Origin of the sequence: Streptomyces fradiae, assembly GCF_041270065.1 — a bacterium.
Taxonomy (GTDB): domain Bacteria; phylum Actinomycetota; class Actinomycetes; order Streptomycetales; family Streptomycetaceae; genus Streptomyces.
The window spans coordinates 2,013,164-2,035,513 of record NZ_CP065958.1; the positions used below are offsets into that span (position 1 = coordinate 2,013,164).

The following is a 22,350-nucleotide window of genomic DNA, read 5'->3' on the forward strand; positions in this document are numbered from 1 at the left end:
GGTCACCTGCCGGAGGTCGTGGGGGCGGTCGCGGGCGGGGCGGCCGGTGGTGCCGCCGTCGGGCTTGCGGTGCCGGTCGGCTGCGCCTGTGCCGAGGCGGGGGCCCGGTTCGCGGGGGCCCCGGTGGCCGGCGGGGCGGCGGGCGGCGGGGTGCTCGCGGCCGGCGGGGTGGGCTTGGGCGAGGGCTTCGGGGAGACCGCCACGGTGGGCACGCCGCGGACCTTGCCGTCGGGGTCGAGGAAGGCGGGGGTGCCGCCGGGCACCATGCCGAGCTCGCGGGCCCGGCGCTCCAGGGCGTCGGGGGCGGCGCTGTCGTCCACGTCGTGCTGGAGCGCCTGCTCCTCGTCGGTGAGCTCGGTGGTCTTCTTCTTCAGCTCGCTGAGCTTGAAGGAGCCCTGGTTGAGGGCGGAGTTGAGCAGCAGCAGGGTGATCAGGCCGCCGCCGAGCAGCAGGACGACGAGCAGGACGAAGGGGGTACGGGCCGCGGTGCTCGGCCCGGACGGCATGAGCCGGCCGAGCCGGGCGGCCCGTCCTTTGAGCGGCCCCTTCCGGCTCACGGCTGCACGTCCTCCCTGATCCGCTCCGCACCCCTCAGACGCGCGGGGGCCGCGCGGCGGTTCTCGGCGATCTCCTCCTCGGTGGGGAGCTCGGCGCCGCGGGTGAGGAGCTTCAGGCGGGGCTGGTACTGCTCGGGCACGACGGGCAGGCCGGGCGGCGCGGTGGTCGCGGCGCCCTCCGCGAAGACCTGCTTGACCAGCCGGTCCTCCAGGGAGTGGTACGAGAGGACGGCGATCCGGCCGCCGACGGCGAGGGCCTTCACGGCCGCCGGGATCGCCCGCTCCAGGACCGACAGCTCGCCGTTGACCTCGATGCGCAGGGCCTGGAAGGTGCGCTTGGCGGGGTTGCCGCCGGTGCGCTTGGCGGCCTGCGGGAGGGAGTCGCGGATCAGCTCGACGAGCCGGGCGCTGTTGGTGAAGGGCTCCTTCTCGCGCTCGCGCACGATCGCGGAGACGATCCGCTTGGCCTGCTTCTCCTCGCCGTAGGCGCGCAGGATGCGGACCAGTTCGCCGGGCGGGTAGGTGTTGAGGACCTCGGCGGCGCTGATGCCGGTCGTCTGGTCCATGCGCATGTCGAGCGGGGCGTCCTGCGCGTAGGCGAAGCCGCGGTCGGCCTCGTCGAGCTGCATGGAGGAGACGCCCAGGTCGAAGAGGACGCCGGCGACCTTGTCGATGCCGAGCCGGTCGAGGACCTCGGGCAGCTCGTCGTACACGGCGTGCACCAGGGTGGCGCGGTCTCCGTAGGGGGCGAGCCGCTCGCCGGAGAGGCGCAGGGCCTCCTTGTCGCGGTCGAGGGCGACGAGCCGGGCCTCGGGGAAGCGCTTGAGCAGGGCCTCACTGTGTCCGCCGAGGCCCAGGGTGCAGTCGACGACCACGGCATCGGGCTGCTGCAGGGCGGGGGCCAACATGTCCAGGCACCGCTGGAGCATCACCGGGACGTGTCGGTCGTTGCTCAATGCACCCTCTCAGATCCGGCGGGACAGGCACCGCCGGCGAGCGGATGGGGCCGAGCCGCGGGTACCGCCGCACACATGGGGAGAATCGGCGGAAATCGCTCGATGTCTCCGTGAACTTCGCGTCACTCTAGTCCACCCGACCCGCCGGTCAACCAACCGGCTGGCGCGTCGCGCGCCGCCGGCGGGGCGGCCGGACGATTCGTACGGTTCACCCGGTCGGCCCCGGTTGCGGCGCCCTGTGGAGTCGCTCACAACAAGGTTCATTGGCGCTCTTTGTCCGCTCTCACAGCAGGCTCACGCGAGCGGTGCCCATTACCGTCGGAGACATGTCGACCTCTGCGCACCCCTCAGCCGACCCGATAGGCACCGAGAGCCCGGTCATCGACCGCCTCGTCGAGGCCAACGAGCGTTACGCCGCCGACTTCACCGACCCCGGAATGGACGCGCGCCCCGTGCGGCGCGTCGCCGTGGTCGCCTGCATGGACGCCCGTCTCGACCTGCACGCCGCGCTGGGCCTGGAGCTCGGCGACTGCCACACCATCCGCAACGCGGGCGGCGTGGTCACCGACGACGTGATCCGTTCCCTCACGATCAGCCAGCGGGCGCTCGGCACCCGCAGCGTGATGCTGGTGCACCACACCAACTGCGGTCTGGAGTCCCTCACCGAGGACTTCCGGCACGAGCTGGAGGACGAGGTCGGACAGCGTCCGGCCTGGGCCGTGGAGGCCTTCCGGGACGTCGACCAGGACGTCCGGCAGTCGATGCAGCGGGTCCGCACCTCCCCGTTCCTGCCGCACGCCGACGACGTGCGGGGCTTCGTCTTCGACGTGACGACGGGTCTGCTGCGCGAGATCGACCCGGCCTGACCCTTCGCGTTTTCCAGGGATTTCAGCTGCGTCCCGCACGGCGCAAGCCTACAAACCCCGGCAATTCGCCCCGAGTTATCCACAGGCCTGCCGCGGGCAAGTGACACGACCCGGTCACGCCAACAAGAATGCACGGGTGACACCCCCCGGCCCTCGTGCCGGGGGCAGGTGTCGGTGCTGCGAAAGGGCCGAGGAGGGCCGGGTGACGACCTATGACGACCGAGCGAGCCTCACAGATCTGACCACGACCGCGGAGCGGGTCCGCGGGTCGGTGGAGAGTGTGATCGAGGGCAAGCCCGAGGTCGTGCGTCTTGCGCTGACCGTGCTCCTCGCCGAGGGACATCTCCTCATCGAGGACGTCCCCGGCGTGGGCAAGACCATGCTGGCGAAGACGCTGGCGCGGTCCATCGACTGCTCGGTCCGCCGGATCCAGTTCACGCCCGACCTGCTGCCCTCGGACATCACGGGCGTGTCGATCTTCGACCAGCAGCGGCGCGAGTTCGAGTTCAAGCCGGGTGCGATCTTCGCGCAGATCGTGATCGGCGACGAGATCAACCGGGCCTCCCCCAAGACCCAGTCCGCGCTCCTGGAGTCCATGGAGGAGCGCCAGGTCACGGTCGACGGCCAGACCTACGAGCTGCCCAGCCCGTTCATGGTGGTCGCCACACAGAACCCGGTCGAGATGGAGGGCACCTACCCGCTGCCCGAGGCCCAGCGCGACCGCTTCATGGCCCGGGTCTCCATCGGCTATCCGAACGCGGAGGCCGAGCTGAAGATGCTCGGCGTGCACGGCTCGGTGTCCCCGCTGGACGACCTCCAGCCGGTGGCCCACGCCCATGAGGTGCTCAAGCTGATCGAGGCGGTCCGCGCGGTGCACGTCGCGGAGGCCGTCAAGCGGTACGCGGTGGACCTGGTCGCCGCCACCCGCACCCACCCCGAGCTGCGGCTCGGCGCCTCCCCGCGCGCCACGCTGCACCTGCTGCGGGCCGCGAAGGCCTCCGCCGCGCTCAGCGGCCGGGAGTACGTGCTGCCCGACGACGTCCAGGCGCTCGCCGCCCCGGTGCTCGCCCACCGGCTGCTGCCCACCGCGCAGGCCCAGCTGGGCCGCCGCACCGCGGAGCAGGTCGTGCAGGACATCCTGCAGCGCACCCCGGTGCCGGCCGCCGCACCGCCCGCGCAGCCCTCCGGTCCGTACTACGGCCAGCAGCCCGGCGTCCGGCGGCCGTGATGAGCGCCGCCGCTCCGCAGGGACAGGCCCCGGGGCAGTGGCAGGACGGCGACCGGGGCAGCCTGCGGGCCGCCCTGGCCGGGCTCACCACCCGCGGCCGGTCCTTCCTCGCCGCCGGGGTCGCCGCCGCCGGCTGCGCCTATGTATTGGGCCAGGCCGACCTGCTGCGCGTCGGGCTGCTGCTCGCCGTGCTGCCGCTGGTCTGCGTCCTCGTGCTGCACCGCACCCGCCACCGGGTCGCGGCGAGCCGCCGGCTCGCCCCGCGGCGGGTCGAGACCGGCACCGAGGCCCGGGTCCACCTCCGCATGGACAACGTGTCCCGGCTGCCCACCGGCCTGCTGATGCTCCAGGACCACGTGCCCTACATGCTGGGGCCGCGGCCCCGCTTCGTGCTCGACCGGGTCGAGGCCGGCGGCCGCCGCGAGGTGTCCTACCGGGTCCGCTCCGACCTGCGCGGGCGCTTCCCGCTCGGCCCGCTGCAGCTGCGGCTCACCGACCCCTTCGGGATGTGCGAGCTGACCCGCTCCTTCAGCGCCCACGACACGCTCACCGTCATCCCCCGCACCGAGGCCCTCCCGCCGGTCAGGCTGGGCGGCGAGTCCGCCGGATACGGGGAGGGGCAGCAGCGGGCCCTCGCGCTCGCCGGGGACGACGACATCATTCCGCGTGCCTATCGGCACGGCGACGACCTGCGCCGGGTCCACTGGCGCTCCAGCGCGCGGTACGGGGAGCTGATGGTGCGCCGCGAGGAGCAGCCGCAGCGGGCCCGTTGCACGGTGCTGCTCGACACCCGGGACCTGGCCTACGAGGGCGGCGGCCCCGACTCGGCCTTCGAATGGGCCGTCTCCGGCGCCGCCTCGGTGCTCACCCACATGCTGGAGCGGGGCTACGCGGTCCGGCTGCTCACCGACACCGGAAGCACCGTGCCCGGCGAGGGCGCGGAGGGCTTCGCCGGCGCGGGCCAGGAGTCGGGCGAGGCCGCCGGACTGATGCTGGACACCCTCGCGGTCGTGGACCACTCCGAGGGCGCCGGGCTCTCCCGGGCCTACGACGTGCTGCGCGGCGGGCACGAGGGACTCCTCGTCGCGTTCGTCGGCGACCTCGACGAGGAGCAGGCGGCGCTGGTGGCCCGGATGCGGCACCGCGGCGGGGCGGCGGTCGCCTTCGTGCTCGACTCCGGGACCTGGCTGACCGGCGGCGCCGTCACGGGCGCGGTCGAGGACCGGCTGCGCCGGCTGCGGGAGGCCGGCTGGCAGGCCTTCGCCGTGCAGCCGGGCGCACGCCTCGCCGATCTGTGGCAGCACGCGGGCGGCGCGGCCGCGCAGGCCCCCGGCGCCGACACCTACGGAGGTTGGTCATGAGCGGGCGCACGCGGCTGACGCTCGCGGCCTACGCCGCGACGCTGGCGGCATCCCTCGCGCTGATGCCGCTGGTCAAACCGGCCACCTGGATCTTCACTGCGGCGCTCGTGCTCGCCCTGCAGAGCGCGGTCGGCGCGGTCACCCGGCGGGTGCCGCTGGCCCGGCCGCTGACCATCGCCGCCCAGGCGGTGCTGACCCTGCTCGTCCTGACGGTGGTCTTCGTCCGCGACCAGGCGATCCTCGGCGTGCTGCCGGGCCCGGAGGCGCTCACCTCCTTCGGAAGCCTCTTCGAGGCCGGGGTGAACGATGTGGGCACCTATGCGCCGCCCGCGCCGAACACCCCCGGCATCCGGCTGCTCCTGGTCACCGGCGTGGCCGTGATCGGACTCCTTGTGGACACCCTCGCGGTGACCTTCCGCAACGCGGCACCGGCCGGACTGCCGCTGCTCGCGCTGTACTCGGTGGCCGCCGGGCTTTCCGGCGGCGGCGCGGGACTGCTGGCCTTCCTGCTCGCGGCGGCCGGCTATCTGGTGCTGCTGCTCGCCGAGGGCCGGGACCGGCTGTCGGCCTGGGGCCGGGTGTTCGGCGGGGCGCAGCGCGCGGGCCGGAGCGGTTCCCCGGTCGCCGAGGGCGGGTCCGCGTCCGCGCCGGCCCGCACCGGGGTGCGGATCGGCGCGGTCACCCTGGGCGTGGCGCTCCTGGTGCCGTTCGCGCTGCCCGGTCTGGGCGGCGGTGTGTTCGGCGGCGGCGACGGCGAGGGCCGGGGCGGCAAGGGCGGCACGATCTCAGCGGTGAACCCGCTGGTGTCGCTGCAGAACGACCTGCGCCAGCCGGAGGACCGGGAGGTCCTGCGCTACCGCACCAACGCCACCGACAAGAACAGCCTCTACCTGCGGCTCGTCGCGCTGGACCAGTTCGACGGCACCTCGTGGAAGTCCTCGGTCCGCCCGATCGAGGACGTGCCCGAGCAGCTGCCGTGGCCGGACGGCCTGGCCCAGGACGTGCGCGTCTCGGAGGTGAACACCAACTTCGTGGCCTCCGGCGAGTACGAGCAGAAGTGGCTGCCGATGCCGTATCCGGCGTCGAAGGTCTCCATCAGCGGCAGCTGGCGGTACGAGCCGGCCGGCCGGATGCTGGTCGGCGACAACGGGCAGACCACGCGCGGCTCCCGCTACTCGGTGACCAGCCTGGACGTGCGGCCGACCGGCGAGCAGCTGGCGGCGGCCCCGGACGCCCCGGAGAAGCTGGTCCGGGAGTACACCCGGGTGCCGGCCTCGCTGCCGGCCGATGTGAAGTCGACGGCCCTGGAGGTCACCCGGGGCACGCACAACGCCTACGAGCAGGCGGTGCGGCTGCAGGACTGGTTCGCCGAGGACGGCGGCTTCCGCTACGACGTGTCGGTCGACTCCGGTACGGGTGTCGGGGCGGTCTCCCGCTTCCTGAAGGACAAGCGGGGCTTCTGCATCCACTTCTCCTTCTCGATGGCGGCGATGGCCCGCTCGCTCGGCATCCCGGCCCGGGTCGCGGTCGGCTTCATGCCCGGCACCCCGCAGCCCGACGGCTCCGTGTCGGTCGGCATCCGGGACGCCCACGCGTGGCCCGAGCTGTACTTCGAGGGGGCGGGCTGGGTCCGCTTCGAGCCGACGCCCTCGCGCGGCACGGTGCCGGACTACACCCGGGCGACCGCCGCGGGCGGCGGTGCGACCCCGTCGGCGCAGCCCTCGACCGGTGTGTCGGCGCAGCCCTCGGCGGTGCCGAGCGCCTCGGTGAGCTGCACCCCGCAGGAGCAGAAGCTCGGTGGCTGCGGCCAGGACCAGGCCGCGGCCGGTGCCACGGACGGCGACGGCGGCGGTTTCGACTGGCGGCAGATCGCGCTGGTGGCCCTGGTGGTGGTCGTGGTCCTCGGGCTGCCGCTGCTGCCGTGGCTGTGGCGCAGCCGGCTGCGGGCCCGCAGGCTCGGTCCGGCGCCCGACCCGGTGGCCCGGGTCCTCGCGGTGTGGCAGGAGATCAACGACACCGCCTGGGACTACGGGATCACCCCGGACGAGTCCCGTACGCCCCGGCGCACGGCGGCGCGCCTTGTCCGGGAGGGCGAGCTGTCCACGAACGCGGCGGACGCCGTGCACCGGGTGGCCCGCGCGGTGGAGGAGGCGCTGTACGCGCCGCGTCCCCGCCCGGCCACGGGCCTGACGGAGCAGGCCGAGCTGATCCGCCACGGCCTCGACGCCTCGGTCTCCCGCCCGGCCCGTCTCCGCGCCCGCCTCGCCCCGCGCTCGGCCGCCCGCCTGCGCTGGGCCGCCCAGGCCCGCACGGAAGCCCTCCGTACGGCCTGGTCCACCCGCGCCGCGGCCCTCACCCGCTCCCTGCGCCGGAAGCCCTCGTAGGAGGCCCGGCCCGGGGTCCGGACACGCCCGTGGGCCCGCACTGGTTCGGTGCGGGCCCACGAAAGGCTCGGGGTGTGGAAGGCTCGGGCGCTAGTGGTGGCCGCCCTGCTGTTCGTCGCGGCGGCGCTGCCACCGCTCTTCGATGCGGGTCATCATCGAGCGGCGCTGTCGTGCCTGCCGGCCACCGCCCGCGGCGGCTCGGCCGTGTTCGCCCGGCTTGGGCGCCTTGCGCCATCCGGTGACCGCCAGGACCGCGCAGCCCAGCATGACGAGGAACCCCACCACGCTGATCCAGATCTGCTGAGCGACCATTCCGGCCATGAGGAGCGCGATACCCACCAGGAAGCCAGCGACCGCCTGGTAGACCCGTCGCCGGGTGTACGTACGCAGCCCGCTTCCCTCGAGCGCTGTCGCGAACTTGGGATCTTCGGCGTACAGCGCTCGCTCCATCTGCTCGAGCATTCGCTGCTCGTGCTCCGAGAGCGGCACGGAGTCCTCCTCGTCGTCGGTCGCGGGGGCGACCGGTTTGCGGCCCTTTCAGGATAGGCAGGGAATCGCCCCCGTGAAACCCGCCCTCAATGCCAAATCGCCAACCGGGCCGCCATGCGGATCGGATGCTGAGGCGTTGATTCCCCAGCCCCCTGTCCGTCATGCCGGATGGTGTCCCTCGATCATACGGGGACAAGTCCCGGTGAGGGCGGCCTGTGGCGTACTCCATCCGCGACTGCGCCGCTGCTCAGCGCGTACGGCGGCGCCCCGGGGTGCGGCCCCCGGGGCGCGGCCGTGCGGGTGGACCGGCCGGTCAGCCGCGCTTCTCGCCGAGAACGTGCAGCTGGGTCGCGATGGCGTGGAAGGAGGACAGCTCCGCGGCCGCCGCCTCCAGGCGGAGCAGAGCCTCGGCCGCGCCCGGCTCGGTGTCGACCAGGACGCCGGGCACCAGGTCGGCGAAGACCCGCACGCCGTGCACGGCGCCGACCTCCAGACCGGCGTCGGCGGCGAGCCCGGTGAGCTGCTCGGCGGTGAACCGCCGCGGCACCGGGTCGCCCTCGCCCCAGCGCCCGTCCGGGTCGCCGAGCGCGTGCCGGGCCTCGGTGAAGTGGCCGGCGAGGGCGCGGGCCAGGACGGCGCCGCCGAGCCCGGCGGCGAGCAGGCTGAGGCTGCCGCCGGGGCGGAGCGCGGCGGTGGCGTTGCGGACGCCCTCGGCGGGGTCGTCCACGTACTCCAGGACGCCGTGGCAGAGCACGATGTCGAAGCCCTCGCGCCCCACCACGTCGAAGAGACCGCGGATGTCGCCCTGCACCCCGCTCACCCGGTCGGCGACGCCGGCCTCGGCGGCGCGCCGCTCCAGGGCGAAGAGCGCGTTGGGGCTGGGGTCGACGACGGTGACCCGGTGGCCGAGCCGGGCCGCCGGCACCGCGAAGTTGCCGGAGCCGCCGCCCGTGTCGAGCACATCGAGGCTGTCCTTCCCGGTGGCCTTGACCCGGCGCTCCAGGGCGTCTTTGAGGACGTCCCAGACGACGGCGGTGCGCAGGGAGGCGCGCGACGGGCGCGAAGTCGCCTCTCGACCGGAGACGGGGGAAGGGTCCGACACGGTTGCTGACTCCTCGGTGACGGGGACGAACGTCCCCCACCCTATGGCCTGGGACGGTCTGCGCGGATCATCCGGCGGCCTCCTCCGCCCCCGGCTGGCGCGGCAGCACGGGCTGGAGCACGAGCAGCCGCTCGACCAGGCGCAGGAACACGGCGGCGTCCCTGATCAGGTCGTCGGCGTCGCGGCGGGTGGCGGCCGCGGTGATGCCGGCCTCGGCGCGGGCCCGGCGCTCGGCCCCGGCGGCGAACAGCGCGCTCCACTCGGTGAGCTCGGGGGCTATCTCGGGCAGCACGTCCCAGGTGCTGCGGATGCGCGCCCGCTTGCGGGGGTCGCGCTCGGGTCGGCCGCGGGCGGCGAGCACGGCGGCGGCCGTGCGCAGGGCGGCGAGGTGGGCGGTGGCGTACCGCTCGTGGGGCATGTCGAGCGCGGCGGCCTCGTCGAGTCCGGCCCTGGCCTTGGCGAGCAGGTCGAGGGCGGCGGGCGGTGCCGAGGTGCGGCGCAGGACCGGGTGGATGTCGGACGCGGGTCCGAGCTGGGCGGGGGCGGAGCGGCGCGCGGTCTGGCGCCGGGATGCGGCGGCGGCGTTGTGGCCGGCCATGACGAGCCTCCTGTCGTCGGGTGACGGCGCTGTGGCCGTATGTGTTCATCGTGCACGGCACCACTGACATCGCCGCTGACCTGGGCTTTTGCCAGTTCGCCAACTCGGCGGTAACTTTTTGCACTGACTGGTCAGTTCAAAAGAGGGGGGATGGTGGAAGCGAACCACGGCGCCGCCGTCGTCGCGGACGGATTCGGACTCAAGGGCCCGCGGGGCTGGGCGTTCCGGGGAATCGGCTTCGAGGCGGCCCCCGGCAGCCTGGTCGCCGTCGAGGGACCCTCCGGCTCCGGCCGCACCTGCCTGCTGCTCGCGCTCACCGGCCGGATGAAGACCCACGAGGGCCATGCCGAGGTGGCCGGACTGCGGCTGCCCCGCAAGATGGCGGCCGTGCGCCGGATCAGCGCGCTCGGCCCCGTCCCCGGCGTCAGCGAGCTCGACCCGGCCTTCACCGTCGTCGAGCACCTGCGCGAGCGCGCGCTGCTCCAGCGCCGCTTCGACGGCAGCCTCAAGGCCCTGCTGCGCCCGCCGGCCGAGGGCCGCGCCGCCGCCCGGGACCGGATCGACGAGGCCCTGGCCGCCGCCGGACTCGACGTCGAGGCCCTGCCCAAGGGCGAGCGGACCTCGGTGCGGGACCTGGAGCGCCTGGAGGCGCTGCGCCTGTCCGTCGCGCTCGCCCTCATCGGCAAGCCCCGGGTGCTCGCCCTGGACGACGCCGACCTCAAGCTGTCCGACGCCGACCGCGCCGAGGCCTGGGCCCTGCTGCGCTCCGTCGCCGCCGCCGGCACCACCGTCCTCGCCGTGTGCAGCGAGGCCCCCGAGGACGCCCTGAAGGTCTCCACGGCCCCGGCCGCGACGAGGCCCGCCGCGCCCGAGCCCGAGGCCGAGCCTGAGCCCAAGACCGAGCCCGAGCCCGAGCCCGCAGACACCGCCACCAAGTCCGAGTCCGAGTCCAAGTCCGAGAAGGGAGACGCCGATGCGCTCGCATAAGCTCGCCGCGCTCGAACTGAAGCGGTTCGGCAGGGGGAAGCTCCCGCGGGCCGCGATGGTCGCGATCCTGCTGCTGCCGCTGCTGTACGGCGCACTGTACCTGTGGTCGTTCTGGGACCCGTACAGCAGGCTCGACAAGATCCCCGTCGCCCTGGTCAACGAGGACAAGGGCGCCACCGCCGGCGGCGAGAAGATCACCGCGGGCGCCGACATCACCGAGAAGCTGCGCGAGAGCGCCGTCTTCGAGTGGCACGAGGTCAGCGACGACGAGGCCCGCAAGGGCGTCGAGGACGGGACGTACTACCTGTCGCTCACCATGCCGTCCGACTTCAGCGAGCGGATCGCGTCCAGCTCCGGCGACTCCCCCGAGACCGGTGCGCTGCGGGTGCGGACCAACGACGCCAACAACTACATCGTCGGCCAGATCTCCCGCACGGTCTTCTCCGAGGTGCGCACCGCCGCCTCCACCAACTCCTCCCGGACCTTCCTCGACAAGATCTTCATCTCCTTCTCCGACCTCCACGACGCCACCGAGGAGGCGGCCAAGGGCGCCGGCGACCTCAAGGACGGCGTCGACAAGGCGAAGGCCGGTTCCAAGAACCTGGCCGACGGCCTGAAGACCGCCAAGAAGGGCAGCGGCGACCTGGCCTCCGGCATCACCAGGCTGGACAAGGGCGCCAAGGACCTGGAGACCGGTTCCCGCAAGGTCGCCGACGGCACCCAGCAGCTCGCCGACCGGGTCAACGGCGAGGCCGCCAAGGTCCGCCCGTACCTCGCGAACAACGGCAAGTCGATCCGCGACACCGCCCGCCTGGTCTCCGACTCGGCCTCCGCCGTCCAGCACAACCTGGACGTGCTGGTGCGCCGGGCCCCGGCCGCCCGCGCCGCCGCCCATACGGCCGACGACGAGCTCTCCGCGTACTACCAGAAGAGCTGTGTCACCAACCCGCTGCACGACCCCAAGGCCTGCGAACTCCTGAAGAAGGCCTCGGTCTCCGCCGACGACGTCGCGAAGATCGCCGACGACCTGCACGAGCTGACCAAGGACAGCAAGGGCGACATCAAGACCCTCGACGCCCGGCTGACCAAGCTGAAGAAGGACGCCGACGAGCTGGCCCGGCGCTCGCCGCACCTCGACAACGAGGTCGACGACGCCATCAGGAAGATCAACGAGCTCAACAAGGGCGCCCACCAGGTCGCCGCGGGCGCCAAGCGGATGCACACCGGTCTGACCCAGGCCCGGTCCGGCTCCACCAGCCTGGACACCGGCGTCGGCAAGCTCAAGAAGGGCGCCGGCGAGCTGGACGGCGGCCTGTTCAAGCTGGCCGACGGCTCGGGCGAGCTGGCCACCGGGCTCAGCGACGGCGTGAAGCAGATCCCCGACTACGACAAGCAGGACCGCGACCGCCGCACCGAGGTGATGGCCGACCCGGTCAAGCTGGCCGCCCAGTCGATGCACAAGGCGCCCAACTACGGCACCGGCTTCGCCCCGTACTTCATCCCGCTCTCCCTCTGGGTCGGCGCGATGGTCGCGTACATGATCATCCAGCCGCTCAACCGGCGCGCGCTCGCCGCCGGCGCCTCCGCCTGGCGGATCGCGCTCGCGGGCTGGCTCCCGGTCGCCGCCATCGGCGTCCTCCAGGTGGCCGCGCTGATGTCCGTCCTGCACTGGGGCCTGGGTCTGCAGATGGCCAGGGCCGCCGGCACCGTGGGCTTCCTCGCCCTGGTGACCTGCTGCTTCGCCGCCATCATCCAGTGGCTCAACGCCCGCTTCGGCGCGGCCGGCCGGATCCTGGTGCTCGCCGTCCTGATGCTCCAGCTGACCTCGGCGGGCGGCACCTACCCCGTGCAGACCAGCCCGGGCTTCTTCAACGCGATCCACCCGTACCTGCCGATGACGTACGTCGTCGAGGCGCTGCGCCGGCTCATCACCGGCGGCGGCATCGGCCCGGTCTGGCAGGCCGTCGCCGTCCTGACCGCCTTCACGGCCGGCGCGCTCGCCCTGACCGCCGTCTCCGCCCGCAAGAAGCAGGTGTGGACCCTGGACCGCCTCCACCCCGAACTGTCTCTGTGAGAATCGAGCCCATGGACAGCAGCAGCACCAGACGGCAGGCGACCCGCGCCAAGCTCTACGAGGCGGCCGTCACCCTCATCGCCGAGCAGGGCTTCTCGGCGACGACGGTCGACGAGATCGCCGAGCGGGCCGGGGTCGCCAAGGGCACGGTCTACTACAACTTCAAGAGCAAGACCGAGCTCTTCGAGGAGCTGCTGCGGCACGGCGTCTCGCTCCTCGCCGGCTCGCTGCGGGCGGCGGCCGAGGAGACCGCCGAGCGGGGCGGCAACCGGATCGAGGCGCTGGACGCGATGATCCGGGCGGGTCTGGTCTTCATCGACCGCTACCCGGCCTTCACCCAGCTGTACGTGGCCGAGCTGTGGCGCACCGGACGGGCCTGGAACTCCACCCTCCTGGTGGTGCGTCAGGAGGCCGTCGCGGTGGTCGAGAACGTGCTGCGCGACGGCGTGGCGGCCGGTGAGATCGACGGTGGGATCGATGTGCCGCTGACGGCCTCGGCGCTGGTCGGGATGGTCCTGGTGGCCGCGCTCGACTGGCAGGCCTTCCAGAGCGAGCGGTCCCTGGACGACGTGCACTCCGCGCTCTCGCGGCTGCTGCACGGCCGCGTCAGCGGCTGCTGACGGAACACCGAAGGCAGAACGCGGAAAAGCGCCGGTCCGGCGAGGCTCGATCCCCCCGAGCCTCGCCGGACCGGCGCGTCTTTCCGTTCCCCCGTGTCTCCCGGGTCTCCCCGGGAGTCCCCGTTCCCCTGTCGCGGCAGGCGCGCGACCCCGTTCCGCCGCCCCGTGCCGGCGGTTCCGGAGCCGCGCCCCTTCCGTGCGCTCCACTCTCCCTTCCGCGCAGGTCACGGCCCATCCGCATCCCTACTCATCTCGACGTCTAGGTACGGGTACTCAGAGCTGGTTACGATCGCGGGCGTGTCCGTACTCCCCCTGGTCTTCACGAGCGGCTGGGCGAGCGGGATCAACGCGTACGCGGTGGTCCTGCTGCTCGGCGTCTTCGGCGCCACCGGGCTCACCGACGAGGTGCCCGAGGCGCTGCAACGGCCCGACGTCCTGATCGCCGCCGGCGTGCTCTTCCTGTGCGAGGCGGTGGCGGACAAGATCCCGTACGTCGACTCCGTGTGGGACTCCGTCCACACGGTGATCCGGCCGATCAGCGGGGCGGTGGTGGCCGCGCTGCTCGCCGGCCAGTCCGGTTCGCTGCCGGAGCTGGCGGCGGGCGCGGTCGGCGGTACGACGGCGCTGCTGAGCCACTTCGTGAAGGCCGGCACCCGGATGGCGATCAACACCTCGCCCGAGCCCGCCTCCAACATCGTGGTGTCCACGGCGGAGGACCTGGGCGTCGCCGCGATCGTCACCTTCGCCATCTTCCACCCGGTCGCGGCGTCGGTGATCGCGGCGACGCTGCTCGTGCTCGGGCTGCTGATACTGGTCTTCCTCGCACGGCGGATCCGCCGCTTCTGGCGGCGCAGGGCGCAGCGCCGCGAGGAGAAGCGGCTGGCGGCGGCGGCCGGGGCCCGGCCACCTTCCGGCTGAGCCGCCGGCGGGGGCCGATAGGGTCCCTGACATGGCAAGGATTGTGGTGATCGGCGCGGGTCTGGGCGCCATGGCGGCGGCCGCCCGGCTGGCCGTCGCGGGGCACCGGGTGACGGTGTACGAGAGCGGCGAGACGTACGGCGGCGGGGTCCGCCGGTTCGCGAAGGACGGCTTCGGCTTCGACACCGGACCCGGTCTGCTTCACCTGCCCGCCGTGTACCGCGATCTGTTCGTGAAGACCGGCAAGCAGCCCCTGGAGGAGTGCGTCACGCTCACCCAGGTCGACCCGGCGAGCCGGCACGTCTTCGCCGACGGCACCCGGGTGGACCTGCCGAACGCCTCCCGGGCCGGCACCGTCGCCGCCCTGGACACGGCGCTCGGCGCGGGCGCCGGCGAGCGCTGGGGGGACTTCCTGGTGCGGGCCCGCGAGGCCTGGGACCGCACCCGCCGGCCGCTCCTGGAGGAGCCGCAGCCGACCGATCCCCGCCTCCTCGACCGCGACCCCTACCCGGCCCTCAAGGCGGGCCTGCTGCGCCGCCCCACGACCACGCTCGCCCAGATCGGCGCCCGTGAGCTGCGCGACCCGCGGCTCGCGGCGCTGCTCGACTCGTACGCGTGGAGCTACGGCTTCGACCCGGCGACCGCGCCCGCCGCCGCGGCCGTGCTGCCGTACATGGAGCAGACCTTCGGCAGTTGGTACGTGGCCGGCGGCATGCGGGCGCTCGCGGACGCGGTGTACGAGCGGTGCCGGCAGCGGCGGGTGGAGTTCGTCTTCGGCGCGCACGTCGTGGAGGTCCTGGAGAAGGACGGGCGGGCGTGCGGTGTCCGGCTGACGGGCGGGGAGACCGTGGACGCCGATCACGTCGTGTCGGGCGCGCCCCCGCGAGAGCCGTTCCCGCCGGAGGGGCCACGCCCCCAGGAGGTCGCCACCGGCCGGGTGACGCTCTGTCTGGCCCTGCGCGGCGCCCGGGAGATGGACGCCGTGCACCGCACGGTCGTGCACACCGGCCCCGGGGACAGCGTGACGGTGCTGCGCCCCGAGGACCCGGCGCTGCGGCCGGACGACGCCCACGAGTCGGTGACGGTGACGCGGACGGTCTGGACCAACGCGGAGACCGACCGGACGAAGCTCGTCGAAGAGCTGCTCGCGGCCACCGCGCGGGTCGTGCCCGAGCTGCGGGAGCGGCTGCTCTGGCACGAGCTCCGCACCCCCGAGGACACCGTGCGGGAGACCGGCGCCGCCGAGGTACCGGGGCCGGCGCTCGCCGGGGCGCGGGGCCGGTTGCTCCCGGCCCCGAACGCCTCGGCCACCCCCGGTCTCTCGTATGTGGGCGGCTGGTCCCACCCCGGCGGCGGGCTCGCCCACGCCGGAATGTCCGGGGCCCTGGTGGCCGGTCTGATCGTGGAGGGCGCGGGCTTCCGCGGCTCGCAGTGAGCGGCTGCCCGCCGCGCCGGGCTCAGCGGTACTGCTGGTAGTCCCCGTTGTTGCCGTAGTAGCCCTGCTGCTCCTGGTACTGCTGGCCCTGCTCGGTGTCCCGCTGCTGCGGGACCCAGACGCCGCCGGGCGGGGTGTCGTAGGTGTACGAGGGCGCGTACGGGTCGGCGTACGGCTGCTGCTGGTAGGCGCCGGCGTCGTACTGCTGCCCGGCGTCGCCGTACTGCTGGCCGATGTACGGGTCGGAGTAGGCGGCGTACTGCTGCTGGCCGCCGTAGTCGTAGGCGGGCTGCTGCTGGTCGTAGCCGGTGGCGTACGGGTCGGCGTACGGCTGCTGCTGCTCGTAGGAGGTGCCGTAGACGGCGTACTGGCCGGTGTCCTCGGGCATCGGCTGGGGCTCGTACACGGAGGTGGCCGGGTCGGCGTCGTAACCGTCCCCGTAGCCGTCCCCGTGGCCGCCGTCTCCGTGGCCGCCGTCTCCGTGGCCGTCCTCGTACCCCTCGTCGTAGCTGAGGTCGGTGACCTCCAGGGTCGGGCCCGCCTTCTCGTCGGCGCTCTTGCCGGACCTGCGGCGGCGGCTCGCGCCGGGGCTGCCGCCGATGGCCCAGCCGGTGGAGAAGCCGCGCCGGAAGGAGAGGGTCACGTAGGTCTGGCCGACGGCGAAGACGACCGCGCCGACGACGATCACGACCGTCGAGGGGACCAGGACGCCGACGACCACGCCGAGGAAGCCGGCGAAGGCGAGCAGCCGCCAGCGCAGTCGCGCCTTGTACTGCAGCAGCACCTCACCGAGCAGCCACAGCGCGACCACGCCGAACGCGATGTAGAGGACCGTCCACCCCATGCCCGCCCCTCTCCTACGGCCTCCGCCGCGGGTCGGGGCGGCTGTGGCCGGTCACGACTGCTGGTGCAGTCCGAGATTCTCGTAGATCTCGAGCGTAGCCCTGGAGTTGTTCAGCGTGATGAAGTGCAGCCCGGGGACACCCTCGGACAGCAGCCGCGCGCAGAACTCCGTCGCGAACTCGATGCCCAAGGAGCGTACAGCGGCCGGATCGTCCTTGACGGCGAGGATCCGCTCTTTCACATCTGCCGGGAAGGCGGCGTTGCTCAGGGTGGGCAGCCGTTCCAGCGTCTTCACGCTGACCACGGGCATGACCTCGGGGATGATCGGGGTCTCGCAGCCGGCCTTCTGCACGCTGTCGCGCAGCCGCAGATAGGCCTCCGGGTCGAAGAACATCTGGGTGATCGCGTAGTCGGCGCCGGCCCGGCACTTGTCGACGAAGTGGCGGACGTCGGTGTCCCAGTCCTCGGAACGCGGGTGCATCTCGGGGAAGGCGGCGACACCCACGCAGAAGTCGCCCGACTCCTTGATCAGCCGGACGAGGTCGGCGGCGTAGCGCACGCCCTGGGGGTGGGCCACCCACTCGCCGAGCGGGTCGCCCGGCGGGTCGCCGCGCACGGCGAGCATGTTCCTGATGCCGGCGTCGGCGTACTGGCCGAGGATGTTGCGCAGTTCGGCGATCGAGTGGTCGACGGCGGTGAGGTGGGCGACCGGGGTGAGGGTGGTGTCGGAGGCGATCTTCTGGGTGGCCTTGACGGTGCCGCCGCGGGTGGTGCCGCCGGCGCCGTAGGTCACGGACACGAAGCTGGGGGCGACCGCCTCGATCCGGCGCATGGCGTTCCAGAGGCTCTGCTCGCTCTTCTCGGTCCGGGGCGCGAAGAACTCGAACGAGTACGTCGTGTCGCCGGACGCGAGGATGTCGCGGACCGTGCGTGCGCGGTCCGAGCGGACGGAAGCGGTACCAAGGGCCATACGGGCAGGTTAGACGGAGTCCAGAAGTGTGGTGAAGCCGCGTCCGCGTTGTGGACACGATTCCGGACAGGTTTCCGGGCAGGTTTCCGGGAATGTTCCGGAAGTCCGGCCCACCCGGGAAGTCACCGGTCGAGGCGCTCGCGGACCCGCTTGGCGAGGGCGGCCGCGGCGGCGGCCGGGTCGGCGGCCTCGGTGATCGCGCGGACCACGACGATCCGGCGGGCGCCGGCGTCCAGGACCTCGTCCAGATTGGTCTCGTCGATGCCGCCGATGGCGAACCAGGGCCGGTCCTGGGCGAGGTCGGCGGCGTGCCGGACCAGGCCGAGGCCCGGCGCGTACCGCCCCGGCTTGGTGGGGGTGGGCCAGCAGGGGCCGGTGCAGAAGTAGTCCACGCCCGGCTCGGCGGCGGCCGCGTCGACCTCGTCCTCGGCGTGGCAGGAGCGGCCGATCAGGACCTGCTCGCCGAGGATCGCGCGGGCGGCGGGCACGGGCAGGTCGCCCTGGCCGAGATGCAGCACATCGGAAGCGATCGCGTGGGCGACGTCGGCCCGGTCGTTGACGGCGAGGAGCTTGCCGTGCCGGCGGCAGGCCTCGGCGAACACGGCGAGGTGCTCGAGCTCCTCGCCGGCCTCCATGCCCTTGTCGCGGAGCTGCACGATGTCGACGCCGGAGGAGAGCACGGCGTCGAGGAAGGCGGGCAGGTCGCCCTGGCGCTTCCGGGCGTCCGTGCACAGGTAGAGGCGGGCGTCGGCGAGCTGCGCGCGAGGCGTGGACATTGGGTTCCCCCCGTCGGGTGGTGCCGGTGCCGGGCCGGCCGTCCGCTCGGGGGACGGCCGGCCCGGCACCGCTGGTGGTGTCGAACGGATCAGACGGCGATCAGACGGCGAGCGCCTGGGCGCGGCGCTTCACCTCCGTGCCGCGATTCTCGTTGAGGGCCTGCGCCGGGGTGCCGGGCAGGGACGGGTCCGGGGTGAAGAGCCACTCCAGCATCTCTTCGTCGGTGAAGCCGTCGTCCCGCAGCAGCGTCAGCGTGCCGACCAGGCCCTTGACGACCTTGTCGCCCTGGATGAAGGCGGCCGGCACCTGGAGGATCTTCTCGCCGGGGCGCACTTCGCGGCGCACGGCGATGAGCTGGCCTTCCTTCACCAGCTGCCGCACGCGCGTCACCTCGACGTCGAGCATCTCCGCGATGTCGGGGAGGAAGAGCCAGCCGGGGACGAGAGCATCGGTCTTTGCGTCAATCTCGGTCACAGGACAAGCCTGCCATCCCGGACTGACAGTCGGTAGTCGGGCCCTACCGGACTGCCGCCTTCAGGGGGACGGAGGGGTCGGCGGCCCGCGCCGGGTCGACCGGAGTGCGCCGCTCGATCAGCCGGCGGCCCTGGGCGAGGTCGCGGGGCCGGCCGACGGCGAGCAGGGCGACCGGCGTCTCCCCGCGCAGCCACAGCACCGACCAGGTCGCGTCGGCGGGGTCGCCGCGCCACAGCAGGGTGTCGGCGGCGCCGTGGTGCCCGGCGTACTGGACGAAGCGGCCGAACTGCTCGGACCAGAAGTACGGGACCGGGTCGTAGGGCTCGGGCGCGCCGCCGAGGATGTCGGCGGCGACGGTGCGGGGGCCCTGGAGGGCGTTGTCCCAGTGGTGCACGAGGAGCCGCTCGCCGTAGCGGGCGGAGGGGAAGGAGGCGCAGTCGCCGACCGCGTACACGTCGGGCAGGGAGGTGCGCAGCCGGTCGTCGGCGGTGAGCGCGCCGCTGGGGTCGAGGGCGGCGCCGGAGCCGGCCAGCCAGTCGGTGGCGGGGCGGGCGCCGATGCCGACGACGACGGCGTCGGCGGGCAGCTCGGCGGTGGTGCCGTCGGGTCCGTCGAGGACGACCCTGCCCTCCTCGACCCGTCGCACGCGCGCGTGCAGCCGGAGGTCGGCGCCGCTGGCGGTGTACCAGGCGCCCATGGGGGCGGTGACCTCGGCGGGCAGGGCGCCGGCGAGGGGGCGGTCGGCGGCCTCGACCACGGTGACGTCGCAGCCGGCCTCGCGGGCGGCGGTGGCGAACTCGGCGCCGATCCAGCCGGCGCCGACGACCACGACGGCGTGGCGGCGTTCCAGGACGGGGCCGAGGCGGACGGCGTCGTCGAGGGTGCGCAGCAGATGGACGCCGGGGACGCCCTCGGAGCCGGGCAGGGTGAGCGGGTACGCGCCGGTGGCGACGACGAGGACGTCGTACGGCACGGGGCCGGTCTCGGTGTCGACCTCGTGGTCGGCGGGGCGCAGTCCGGTGACCTCGACGCCGAGCCGGAGGTCGATACCGAGGGCGGTGAAGTCGATGTCGAAGGCGGAGCCCTCGGCCTTGCCGAGCAGGACGGCCTTGGACAGCGGGGGCCGGTCGTAGGGCTGGTGGGGTTCGGCGCCGATGAGGACGACGGGGCCGGTGAAGCCCTGTTCGCGCAGGGCGACGGCGGTCTGGACGCCCGCCATTCCGGCGCCCACGATCACGACGCGCCGCCCGTTCGACTGCGGTTGCTGCTTCTGCTCGCTCACCCGACCACCATACGCATCTGACGGTCCGTCAGGAAATGACCCCCGGGACGGGCCCGGGGCGGGGCCCTGTGGACCGGACGCGGGCACGGGCTAGTCTGGCGGCCGTAAAGCACTCGCGGGAGCCCGGACGGACCGGGCTGAGAGGGAGGCTGGCCGGCCTCCGACCGTACGAACCTGATCCGGGTCATGCCGGCGAAGGGAGGGGCTGGACGCCCATGTCGCGTACGAGCAGTACAGGCATTACCGGCAATGCACACAGCACGGCCGACGTCCTCGTCATCGGGGGCGGCATCATCGGCCTGGTCACCGCCTGGCGGGCCGCGCAGCGCGGGCTGCGGGTCGCCGTGGCCGACCCCGATCCGGGCGGCGGGGCCGCCCGGGTGGCGGCGGGGATGCTCGCCGCCGTCACCGAGCTCCACTACGGCGAGGAGACCCTGCTCGGGCTCAACCTCGCCTCCGCCCGCCGCTATCCCGCGTTCGTCGCCGAGCTCGCCGAGGCCACCGGGCACGACGTGGGCTACCGCGCCTGCGGCACCCTCGCGGTCGCGCTCGACGCCGACGACCGGGCCCATCTGCGCGAGCTGCACACCCTGCAGACCCGCTGCGGGCTCGCCTCCGAGTGGCTCAGCGGCCGCGACTGCCGGCGCCTTGAGCCCATGCTCGCCCCGGGCGTGCGCGGCGGGCTCCGGGTGGACGGCGACCACCAGGTCGACCCGCGCCGGCTCGCCGACGCGCTGGTCGTGGCCTGCGAGCGGGCCGGGGTGGTCCTCCACCGGACCCGCGCGGAGCGCCTGACGGTGGTACGGGACCGGGCCGCCGGCGCGGTCCTCGCGGACGGCACCGAGGTCGCCGCCGACCAGGTGGTGCTCGCCGCCGGCAGCCTGAGCGGCCGGCTCGACGGCGTACCGGCGGACGTCCTGCCGCCCGTGCGGCCCGTGAAGGGCCAGGTCCTGCGGCTGCGGGTGCCGCCCGCGTACGCGCCGTTCCTGTCCCGCACCGTCCGCGCCATGGTCCGCGGCAGCCACGTCTATCTGGTGCCGCGCGCCAACGGCGAGCTGGTGGTCGGCGCCACCAGCGAGGAGCTCGGCTGGGACACCACCGTCACCGCCGGCGGGGTGTACGAGCTGCTGCGCGACGCGCACGAGCTGGTGCCCGGCATCACCGAGCTGCCGCTCACCGAGACCCGCGCCGGCCTTCGCCCCGGCTCCCCCGACAACGCGCCGCTGCTCGGCCCCAGCGCCCTGCCCGGGCTCCAGCTGGCCACCGGCCACTACCGCAACGGGGTGCTGCTCACCCCCGTCACCGGCGACGTGATGGCCGAGGCCCTGACCACCGGCGCGCTGCCGGACGAGGCCCGCGCCTTCACCGCCCGCCGCTTCTCCCCCGTACACCTGGAGCACGCATGAACGTGTCCGTGAACGGAGAGCCGCGAGAGCTCTCCCCCGGTCTGGCGCTCGACGCCCTCGTCGCCACCCTCACCACCGCGCACTCCGGGGTGGCCGCCGCCGTCAACGAGACCGTGGTCCCGCGCAGCCAGTGGGCCGCGACGCCGCTCGCCGACGGCGACCGGATCGAGGTCCTGACCGCGGTCCAGGGGGGCTGAGCGCGATGTCCGACGACGTCTTCACCCTCGGCGGCACCGCCTTCACCTCCCGTCTGATCATGGGCACCGGCGGGGCGCCCAGCCTCGACGTGCTCGAACGCTCCCTGGTCGCCAGCGGCACCGAGCTGACCACCGTGGCCATGCGCCGCCTTGACCCGCAGGTGCAGGGCTCGGTGCTCTCCGTCCTGGACAAGCTGGGCATCCGGGTGCTGCCCAACACGGCCGGCTGCTTCACGGCCGGCGAGGCCGTGCTCACCGCGCGGCTCGCCCGCGAGGCGCTCGGCACGGACTGGATCAAGCTGGAGGTCATCGCCGACGAGCGGACCCTGCTGCCGGACGCCGTGGAGCTGCTCGACGCGGCGGAGACCCTGGTCGACGACGGCTTCACCGTCCTGCCGTACACCAACGACGACCCGGTCCTGGCCCGCAAGCTGGAGGACGTGGGCTGCGCCGCGATCATGCCGCTGGGCTCGCCCATCGGCTCCGGGCTCGGCATCCGCAACCCGCACAACTTCCAGCTGATCACCGAGCGGGCCGGGGTACCGGTGATCCTGGACGCGGGCGCCGGCACCGCCTCGGACGCGGCGCTCGCGATGGAGCTGGGCTGCTCGGCGGTGATGCTGGCCTCGGCGGTCACCCGGGCCCAGGAGCCGGTCCTGATGGCCGCCGCCATGAAGAGCGCCGTGGAGGCGGGCCGGCTGGCGCACCGGGCGGGCCGCATCCCGCGCCGCCACTTCGCGGAGGCCTCCTCGCCGCAGGACGGCCGCGCCCGGCTCGATCCGGAGCGCCCGGCCTTCTGACGTCGGACGTCCGACGTCACAGGTGC

General features: G+C 73.7%; 22 protein-coding genes and 1 riboswitch. Of the genes, 12 read left to right on the plus strand and 10 right to left on the minus strand.

What is annotated here, in order from left to right; translation table 11 throughout:
• Nucleotides 1-2: 2 nt before the first annotated feature.
• Together JAO84_RS09030 and rsmH are read right to left on the minus strand one after the other, a co-directional pair.
• Nucleotides 3-506, minus strand: a complete 504-nt coding sequence (locus tag JAO84_RS09030) for a septum formation initiator family protein (protein WP_370416695.1) — start codon at nucleotides 504-506, stop codon at nucleotides 3-5.
• 47 nt (nucleotides 507-553) lie between these two features.
• Nucleotides 554-1,513: a 16S rRNA (cytosine(1402)-N(4))-methyltransferase RsmH gene (rsmH, locus tag JAO84_RS09035; RefSeq protein ID WP_370412009.1), complete on the minus strand. Its 960-nt coding sequence runs from the start codon at nucleotides 1,511-1,513 to the stop codon at nucleotides 554-556.
• 326 nt (nucleotides 1,514-1,839) lie between these two features.
• On the opposite strand from rsmH, the gene JAO84_RS09040 reads away from it, so the two are divergent.
• The 4 genes from JAO84_RS09040 to JAO84_RS09055 all read left to right on the plus strand — a co-directional run bounded on the left by JAO84_RS09040 (nucleotide 1,840) and on the right by JAO84_RS09055 (nucleotide 7,352).
• Nucleotides 1,840-2,379 carry a beta-class carbonic anhydrase gene (locus tag JAO84_RS09040; RefSeq protein WP_370412011.1) on the plus strand — a complete coding sequence of 180 codons (540 nt, stop codon included), beginning with the start codon at nucleotides 1,840-1,842 and terminating at the stop codon, nucleotides 2,377-2,379.
• A gap of 202 nt (nucleotides 2,380-2,581) precedes the next feature.
• Complete coding sequence (locus JAO84_RS09045) at nucleotides 2,582-3,607, plus strand: AAA family ATPase (protein ID WP_370412013.1); 1,026 nt, start codon at nucleotides 2,582-2,584, stop codon at nucleotides 3,605-3,607.
• Nucleotides 3,607-4,968: a DUF58 domain-containing protein gene (locus JAO84_RS09050; protein ID WP_370412015.1), complete on the plus strand. Its 1,362-nt coding sequence runs from the start codon at nucleotides 3,607-3,609 to the stop codon at nucleotides 4,966-4,968. Before JAO84_RS09045 ends, JAO84_RS09050 begins: the two co-directional genes overlap by 1 nt.
• Complete coding sequence (locus JAO84_RS09055; protein WP_370412017.1) at nucleotides 4,965-7,352, plus strand: DUF3488 and DUF4129 domain-containing transglutaminase family protein; 2,388 nt, start codon at nucleotides 4,965-4,967, stop codon at nucleotides 7,350-7,352. The genes JAO84_RS09050 and JAO84_RS09055 overlap by 4 nt, the downstream gene beginning before the upstream one ends.
• Before the next feature lie 90 nt (nucleotides 7,353-7,442).
• On the opposite strand, the gene JAO84_RS09060 is transcribed toward JAO84_RS09055, so the two are convergent.
• The 3 genes from JAO84_RS09060 to JAO84_RS09070 all read right to left on the minus strand — a co-directional run bounded on the left by JAO84_RS09060 (nucleotide 7,443) and on the right by JAO84_RS09070 (nucleotide 9,541).
• Entirely contained in the window at nucleotides 7,443-7,841 is a 399-nt protein-coding gene (locus JAO84_RS09060) for a DUF3040 domain-containing protein (RefSeq protein ID WP_265861666.1), read from the minus strand.
• A 313-nt stretch (nucleotides 7,842-8,154) separates the two neighbouring features.
• The gene (locus tag JAO84_RS09065; RefSeq protein ID WP_370412019.1) at nucleotides 8,155-8,943 is read right to left on the minus strand and encodes a methyltransferase; all 789 of its coding nucleotides are present in this window, start codon (nucleotides 8,941-8,943) and stop codon (nucleotides 8,155-8,157) included.
• Nucleotides 8,944-9,010: 67 nt separating this feature from the next.
• On the minus strand, nucleotides 9,011-9,541 hold the full coding sequence (locus JAO84_RS09070) for an SAV_6107 family HEPN domain-containing protein (RefSeq protein ID WP_265861668.1): 531 nt from the start codon (nucleotides 9,539-9,541) through the stop codon (nucleotides 9,011-9,013).
• A 153-nt stretch (nucleotides 9,542-9,694) separates the two neighbouring features.
• Between JAO84_RS09070 and JAO84_RS09075 the strand changes: the two genes are divergently transcribed.
• The 5 genes from JAO84_RS09075 (at nucleotide 9,695) to JAO84_RS09095 (ending at nucleotide 15,575) form a co-directional block, all read left to right on the plus strand.
• Complete coding sequence (locus JAO84_RS09075) at nucleotides 9,695-10,528, plus strand: ATP-binding cassette domain-containing protein (protein ID WP_370416696.1); 834 nt, start codon at nucleotides 9,695-9,697, stop codon at nucleotides 10,526-10,528.
• Complete coding sequence (locus tag JAO84_RS09080) at nucleotides 10,515-12,602, plus strand: YhgE/Pip family protein (protein WP_370412022.1); 2,088 nt, start codon at nucleotides 10,515-10,517, stop codon at nucleotides 12,600-12,602. The genes JAO84_RS09075 and JAO84_RS09080 overlap by 14 nt, the downstream gene beginning before the upstream one ends.
• Nucleotides 12,603-12,613: 11 nt before the next feature.
• The gene (locus JAO84_RS09085) at nucleotides 12,614-13,222 is read left to right on the plus strand and encodes a TetR/AcrR family transcriptional regulator (RefSeq protein ID WP_370412024.1); all 609 of its coding nucleotides are present in this window, start codon (nucleotides 12,614-12,616) and stop codon (nucleotides 13,220-13,222) included.
• A gap of 297 nt (nucleotides 13,223-13,519) precedes the next feature.
• Complete coding sequence (locus JAO84_RS09090; RefSeq protein WP_370412026.1) at nucleotides 13,520-14,140, plus strand: DUF4126 domain-containing protein; 621 nt, start codon at nucleotides 13,520-13,522, stop codon at nucleotides 14,138-14,140.
• Between the two features lie 31 nt (nucleotides 14,141-14,171).
• Nucleotides 14,172-15,575 (plus strand): phytoene desaturase family protein, encoded by a 1,404-nt coding sequence (locus JAO84_RS09095; RefSeq protein WP_370412028.1) that lies wholly within the window; start codon nucleotides 14,172-14,174, stop codon nucleotides 15,573-15,575.
• Between the two features lie 22 nt (nucleotides 15,576-15,597).
• On the opposite strand, the gene JAO84_RS09100 is transcribed toward JAO84_RS09095, so the two are convergent.
• The 5 genes from JAO84_RS09100 to JAO84_RS09120 form a co-directional block, all read right to left on the minus strand.
• Complete coding sequence (locus tag JAO84_RS09100; protein ID WP_370412030.1) at nucleotides 15,598-16,419, minus strand: hypothetical protein; 822 nt, start codon at nucleotides 16,417-16,419, stop codon at nucleotides 15,598-15,600.
• Nucleotides 16,420-16,470: 51 nt separating this feature from the next.
• Nucleotides 16,471-17,388, minus strand: a complete 918-nt coding sequence (gene metF / locus JAO84_RS09105; protein ID WP_265861675.1) for a methylenetetrahydrofolate reductase [NAD(P)H] — start codon at nucleotides 17,386-17,388, stop codon at nucleotides 16,471-16,473.
• A gap of 122 nt (nucleotides 17,389-17,510) precedes the next feature.
• A complete protein-coding gene (gene thiE, locus JAO84_RS09110) occupies nucleotides 17,511-18,164 on the minus strand; it encodes a thiamine phosphate synthase (protein ID WP_370412032.1) in 654 nt (217 codons plus the stop codon).
• 100 nt (nucleotides 18,165-18,264) lie between these two features.
• Entirely contained in the window at nucleotides 18,265-18,639 is a 375-nt protein-coding gene (locus JAO84_RS09115) for an Rv2175c family DNA-binding protein (RefSeq protein ID WP_370412034.1), read from the minus strand.
• A gap of 43 nt (nucleotides 18,640-18,682) precedes the next feature.
• Nucleotides 18,683-19,921 carry an NAD(P)/FAD-dependent oxidoreductase gene (locus JAO84_RS09120; RefSeq protein WP_370412036.1) on the minus strand — a complete coding sequence of 413 codons (1,239 nt, stop codon included), beginning with the start codon at nucleotides 19,919-19,921 and terminating at the stop codon, nucleotides 18,683-18,685.
• A 105-nt stretch (nucleotides 19,922-20,026) separates the two neighbouring features.
• Nucleotides 20,027-20,139: riboswitch (TPP riboswitch) on the plus strand.
• Here JAO84_RS09120 and thiO point away from each other — a divergent pair.
• The 3 genes from thiO (at nucleotide 20,137) to JAO84_RS09135 (ending at nucleotide 22,324) form a co-directional block, all read left to right on the plus strand.
• Entirely contained in the window at nucleotides 20,137-21,327 is a 1,191-nt protein-coding gene (thiO, locus tag JAO84_RS09125) for a glycine oxidase ThiO (RefSeq protein ID WP_370412038.1), read from the plus strand. Its footprint overlaps the riboswitch before it by 3 nt.
• Nucleotides 21,324-21,524, plus strand: a complete 201-nt coding sequence (gene thiS / locus JAO84_RS09130) for a sulfur carrier protein ThiS (protein WP_370412040.1) — start codon at nucleotides 21,324-21,326, stop codon at nucleotides 21,522-21,524. The genes thiO and thiS overlap by 4 nt, the downstream gene beginning before the upstream one ends.
• Nucleotides 21,525-21,529: 5 nt before the next feature.
• A complete protein-coding gene (locus JAO84_RS09135) occupies nucleotides 21,530-22,324 on the plus strand; it encodes a thiazole synthase (protein ID WP_370412042.1) in 795 nt (264 codons plus the stop codon).
• Nucleotides 22,325-22,350 lie beyond the last annotated feature (26 nt).